Genomic DNA, 5,141 nt, shown 5'->3' on the forward strand with positions numbered 1-5,141 from the left:
GGAGCGGGGTGCGCCGGCAGAGCGGTGGCGGAGGGCAGCGTGCGGCGTGCGTACCGTGCGGTGAGCGAGCCGTCCGGGGCTGGGACGAGCCCGGTCAGGCGGTGCGGTGCGGTGCTGTGCGATCTCTGCGCAAACTTTCGCAACTTCGGCCGACTGGCCGTAACGTAAGAGAAACATCGGATGTCGTCAAGAGTTCGCGTCTGATGTTTCCGTGCTGCCGTGGTGCCTGAACTTGACTGTGATCAAGGAGAGTTACGTAGTGGCAAAGCGAAAGACGCTGGCGGCGATCGCCGACGAGGCGGGCGTCTCCATGCCGACGGTCTCCAAGGTTCTGCATGGGAGATCGGATGTATCTGCGGACACTCGGGAGCGGGTGGGTCGTCTGTTGCGGCAGTACGGCTATCCGCCGCCGGGCCGCGGCCACCGTCCGCCCGGCGGCGGGCAGATCGAGTTCGTCATCAACGAACTCGACAACCCATGGGCCGCCGAACTGATCCGGGGTGCCGAGGCCGCGTTGCGTCCGGAGGGAGTCGGGCTCGTCGTCAGCGCGGTCCACAAGGACGAGGTGCAGGCCGAGCGGTGGGGCCGGGCGCTGCGCGAACGCGGCTCGATGGGGGCGATCCTCGTGCTGTCCGAACTGTCCGCCGCCCGCGAGGCCGACCTGCGCGAGAACGGCATCCCGTTCGTGATCGTGCAGCCCTCCACCGACGCCCGTGCCGACGCACCGTCCGTGGGCTCCACGAACTGGCACGGCGCCTACGCCGCCACGCGCCATCTCGCCGGCCTCGGACACCGCCGCGTCGCAGCGCTCATGGGCCCGGCGCACCGTCACTCGCCCCGCACCCGGCTGCACGGCTACCGCGCCGCCCTTCAGGACGCGGGTCTGCCGTTCGACCCGGACCTCGTGCGGCACGGGACGTACGACCGGGGGCCCGCGCGGTCCCTCATGCATGAGCTGCTGGATCTTCCGCAGCCGCCGACGGCCGTCTTCGCGGGCAACGACCTGCAGGCGCTCGGTGTCTACCGGGCCCTGCGGGAGCGGAAGCTGAGCGTGCCGGACGACGTGAGCGTGGTGGGCTTCGACGATCTGCCGTTCACGCAGTGGATCACGCCGGAACTGACCACGGTGCGTCAGCCGCTGGACGAGATGGCCGCCGTCGCCGCCCGCATGGTGGTGCGGCTCGCGCGCGGTGAACAGCCCGAGTCGGTGAACCTGGAGCTGCCGACCACGCTGGTGGTGCGCGAGAGCACCGGCCCCGCGTCCGTGACGCCGCCGTCACGGTGACCCCGCCACGATGACGGGCACGTGCGCCGTGGACCGGTAACTTCCCGTCGGACAGCGGTACATGTCCCACGACGACTCCTTCATGCGGGGGGAGGGAGAGGCCCGGCACCGCCACACCGGGACGCCGAACCCGGCGGCGATGCGGGGACGTCAACTCGACGCGCGCACCACCAGCCGCGGCACGATCACCGTCTCGGCCGGCTCCTTTCCGGACAGCAGCGTGTCGAGCTGTCGCACGGCGGCCCGGCCCAGATGGCGCTTGTCGATGTACAGGGTCGTCAGGGGCGGATCGACGAGCTCGCCGAGCATGAGCCCGTCGCAGCCCACGAAGGCGCAGTCGTCCGGCACGGACCGGCCGTGCTCCCGTGCCCGGCGCATCGCCCCGATCCCGATCAGGTCGTTGTACGCGAGGACGGCGGTGACCTCGGGGCGTGACTGCACGAGGAGGTCCATCGCCTGGGCCCCGCCCTGAAGGGAGTTGCCGCAGGGCACGACCCAGCTCTCCCGCGCCGGAAGGCCGTACTCCGTGGCCACTTCCAGGAAGAGCCTGTGGCGGCTGCCCGCGGAGTCCGCGTCGGGCCGGGCGCCGTCGTCGAACATCGCGAGATGCCGGTGCCCGCGCTCGATGAGATGGCCGATCGCCTGCCGGATGCCCGAGGCGAAGTCGATGCGCACCCCACCCGCGGCGGCCTGCCGTCGGTCGTGGTCCAACAGGACGACCGGGATGCCCGCCGCGCGCACCTGGTCGACGGCGCGCTCGTCGAGGAGGAACGCGACACAGGCGTCGACGTGCTGGGTGAGGGCACGGGTCACGGCCATCTCGCGTTCGAGGGCGGCCCCGGTGCTGTACACGGCGACCTGCCAGCCCCGCTCGTCCGCGGCGTCCATGACGCCGGCGACCACTTCGGGGAAGAACGGGTTCAGTACGTCGGCGATGACCAGACCCACGGTGGTGACGCCGCGGCTGGCCAGTCCGCGGGCGAACCGGCTGGGCCGGTAGCCCATCGCGCGGGCCACGGAGAGTACCCGGTCGCGGGTCGCCGGGTCGATCTCGGGCTTGTCGTTGATGGCGCGGGACACGGTCTGCCGGGACACTCCGGCGGACTTGGCCACGTCGTCGATGGTGGCGGGTCGGGAGGGGCCGGCCTGCGGATCCTCGGGGCCGTCCTGTGCGGGGGCCGTGGGCCCGGGGGGTGCGGACACGGGAGCCGTCTCCTTGTCTGTTCGGGTGCTGTCGAGTCCGTACGGGTACCGCCGACAGCGCTGTGCGCCGTGTCACGTGAGCGCTCACGGCCATGATGGGCAGGCCGTCGAAACGGTGTCAACGGTACGCAAGCGCACGGTCGAAAGCCGAGTGGCTCTGCGAAGTCCCCTTGATGCACGCGGGGTTGACGTGACGTCGGCTGCCCCTGATGGTTCTGTGTGAGCGCTCACGGGAGCGCTCACATCGTTGTGGCGGCGAGTTGTGCCCGTCGCCCCCTTCTGGCGAAGGAATCCGTGATGCACACATCCCGCAGGGCCGTCCTGACCGCTGCCGCGGCCGCTCTCACCCTCTCGCTCACCGCGTGCTCGGTGGACGAGGGCGCCGGCACGTCCGACCCGGCAGGCAAGCGGCAGATCACTTTCCTGACCTTCGAGACACCCAACCTGACGCCGGAGTACTGGAACGCGGCGATCAAGCGGATCGAGAAGAAGTACCCGGACATCACGGTGAAGAAGCTGGTCGCGCCGACCACCGACCGCACCGCGTACGCCAAGCAACTGCTCGCCTCCGGCCAGTTCCCGGACGTCATGATCGCCGTGGCCCCCACCGGGCTCGGCGACGCCGGGAACCTGTACGCGTGGCAGCCGGACGAGCTGGGGGACTTCCAGGTGCCCGACGGGGGCGCCATCGACGGCAAGGTCTACCAGCTGCCCGCCAACACGCAGTCGATCCCGGTCGTCTACTACCGCAAGTCGATGTTCAAGCAGGCGGGGATCAGCGCACCCCCGAGGACGTACGCCCAACTCCTCGACGCCTCCGCCAAGTTACGGGCGAAGGGAATCCAGCCGTTCGTCGTCGGCGGGGGCAAGGACGGCTTTCCCACCGTGCTGCCGCTCACCGGCACCGTCGCCACCGACGTGTACGGGAAGGACCCCGACTGGATGGTCCAACGCCGCGCCGGGAAGGTGAAGTTCACCGACGCCGACTTCGTCGGGGCGCTGACGAAGGTGCGGCAGCTGGCCCGACGCGGCTACATCGACAAGAAGATGGTCTCGCTCGACTACGCCGCCACCGAACAGGCCTTCCTCAAGGGCAAGGGCGCGATGTACCCGATGGGCTGCTGGTTCGCCGCGGCCGGTGACAAGAGCGCCATCAAGGACGACATCGGCGTCTTCCACTGGCCCACCGACGACGGCTCGCCGCTCGCCTCCGGATACACCGGCGGCGGCCTGTCCGTGAACGCCCGCTCCCAGCACCTGGACGCCGCGAAGAAGTTCGCCCTGGCCTTCCAGCTGGACAAGTCCAACCTCGACAACTCGGTGCGCTCCGACGCCCTGTTCCCCGCCGTCAAGGGCTACACCCCGCCCGCCGACACCGGCCCCGTCTTCAAGGAGACGTACGACCTGTGGCGCGAGGCGAGCGAGCAGAAGGCCACGGTCAAGGCGTTCGCCTGGGAGACCGGCGGTGACGCGCTGCTGCCGGGCCTCGACGCGAAGGTGCACGCCGCCGCCCAGGACGTGATCATCGGCCGCAGGACGCCCGAGGAGGCGGCCGCGTTCCTGGACACCGAGTGGGACAAGGCCTCCTGACCATGGCCACCGATGCCCCGGCCCGTCCCGCCGCGCCGCCGAAGGCCCCTGAGCAGACAGCCGCGCGCGGGCGGGGACGCCGATCACGCTCCCACCTCGGCCGGTTCGCCGTCTTCGGCGCGCCCGGCCTGATGGTCTACGCCTGCTTCGTGCTCGCGCCGGTCGTGGTGAGCGTGGCGTACAGCCTCACCAACCACAACCCGTTCAGCCCGCCCACCGAGTTCGTCGGCCTGCGCAACTTCGAACTCCTCTTCCGCGACGAGGAGTTCCTGCAGTCGCTGAAGGTCACCGTGCAGCTCACCGCGATCCTCGTGATCGTGCCGAACGCCGCCGGGCTCGGCATCGCGCTGCTGCTCGACCGCAAGGGCTGGTTCTACAACGCCTGGCGGGCCGTGTTCTTCGTGCCCGTCGTGCTCAGCTCCGTCGTCGTCTCCCTCGTGTGGACCCGGCTGCTCGCCGACGACGGCGTCGTCAATCAGGCCCTCGGCCGGGTCGGTGCCGACCCCGTCGGCTGGCTCTCCGACCCCGGCCTGGCCCTGTACTCCCTCGCCGCGATCATGGCCTGGCAGATGCTCGGCTTCTGCGTCGTCGTGTACCTGGCCGGCCTGCAGTCCGTGCCCGGTGAACTCCTGGAGGCCGCCGCCATCGACGGGGCGGGCGTGCTCGCCCGCTTCCGCCACGTCACCTGGCCGCTGCTGGCCCCCGCCCTCACCATCAACACCGTCGTACTGCTCATCACCGCCTTCAAGGCGTACGACCACATCCAGGTCATCACGAACGGCGGCCCCGGCTCGGGGACCACCGCCACCGTCGCCTTCGTCATCCTGCAGACCGGCTTCACCGCCAACCGGCAGGGCTACGCCAGCGCCATGGCCCTCGTCATGCTCGTCATCGTCGCGAGCGCCGCGGCCCTCGCGCTCAAGCTGCTCCAGCGCAGGGAGGTCGACCTGTGAGAGACACCCTGCGCCCGCTGGGCGTCACGGTCCTCGGCGCCGCCTTCGCCGTCCCCCTGTACGTCGTGCTCGCCAACGCCTTCAAGCCGGGCGCGGACATCGCCCCGCAC

The 5,141-nt window shown here is 70.5% G+C and carries 4 protein-coding genes; 3 read left to right on the plus strand and 1 reads right to left on the minus strand.

Features of this window, described 5'->3' with window-relative positions:
* The first annotated feature begins 259 nt into the window (after window positions 1-259).
* Entirely contained in the window at window positions 260-1,285 is a 1,026-nt protein-coding gene (locus tag FNH04_RS40915; RefSeq protein WP_322725334.1) for a LacI family DNA-binding transcriptional regulator, read from the plus strand.
* 150 nt (window positions 1,286-1,435) lie between these two features.
* On the opposite strand, the gene FNH04_RS40920 is transcribed toward FNH04_RS40915, so the two are convergent.
* A complete protein-coding gene (locus FNH04_RS40920; protein WP_322725336.1) occupies window positions 1,436-2,488 on the minus strand; it encodes a LacI family DNA-binding transcriptional regulator in 1,053 nt (350 codons plus the stop codon).
* Between the two features lie 297 nt (window positions 2,489-2,785).
* On the opposite strand from FNH04_RS40920, the gene FNH04_RS40925 reads away from it, so the two are divergent.
* Together FNH04_RS40925 and FNH04_RS40930 are read left to right on the plus strand one after the other, a co-directional pair.
* Window positions 2,786-4,078, plus strand: coding sequence for an ABC transporter substrate-binding protein (locus tag FNH04_RS40925; protein ID WP_152791256.1), 1,293 nt, complete (start codon window positions 2,786-2,788; stop codon window positions 4,076-4,078).
* Window positions 4,079-4,080: 2 nt separating this feature from the next.
* Window positions 4,081-5,031 carry a carbohydrate ABC transporter permease gene (locus tag FNH04_RS40930; protein WP_152791257.1) on the plus strand — a complete coding sequence of 317 codons (951 nt, stop codon included), beginning with the start codon at window positions 4,081-4,083 and terminating at the stop codon, window positions 5,029-5,031.
* Window positions 5,032-5,141: the final 110 nt, after the last annotated feature.

Origin of the sequence: Streptomyces phyllanthi, from assembly GCF_009377205.1 — a bacterium.
Classification (GTDB): domain Bacteria; phylum Actinomycetota; class Actinomycetes; order Streptomycetales; family Streptomycetaceae; genus Streptomyces; species Streptomyces phyllanthi.

Bases quoted from the DNA above. Each gene is read 5' to 3' on its own strand.
- FNH04_RS40925 (WP_152791256.1), top strand. From the start codon at position 2,786: ATGCACACATCCCGCAGGGCCGTCCTGACCGCTGCCGCGGCCGCTCTC.
- FNH04_RS40930 (WP_152791257.1), top strand. From the start codon at position 4,081: ATGGCCACCGATGCCCCGGCCCGTCCCGCCGCGCCGCCGAAGGCCCCT.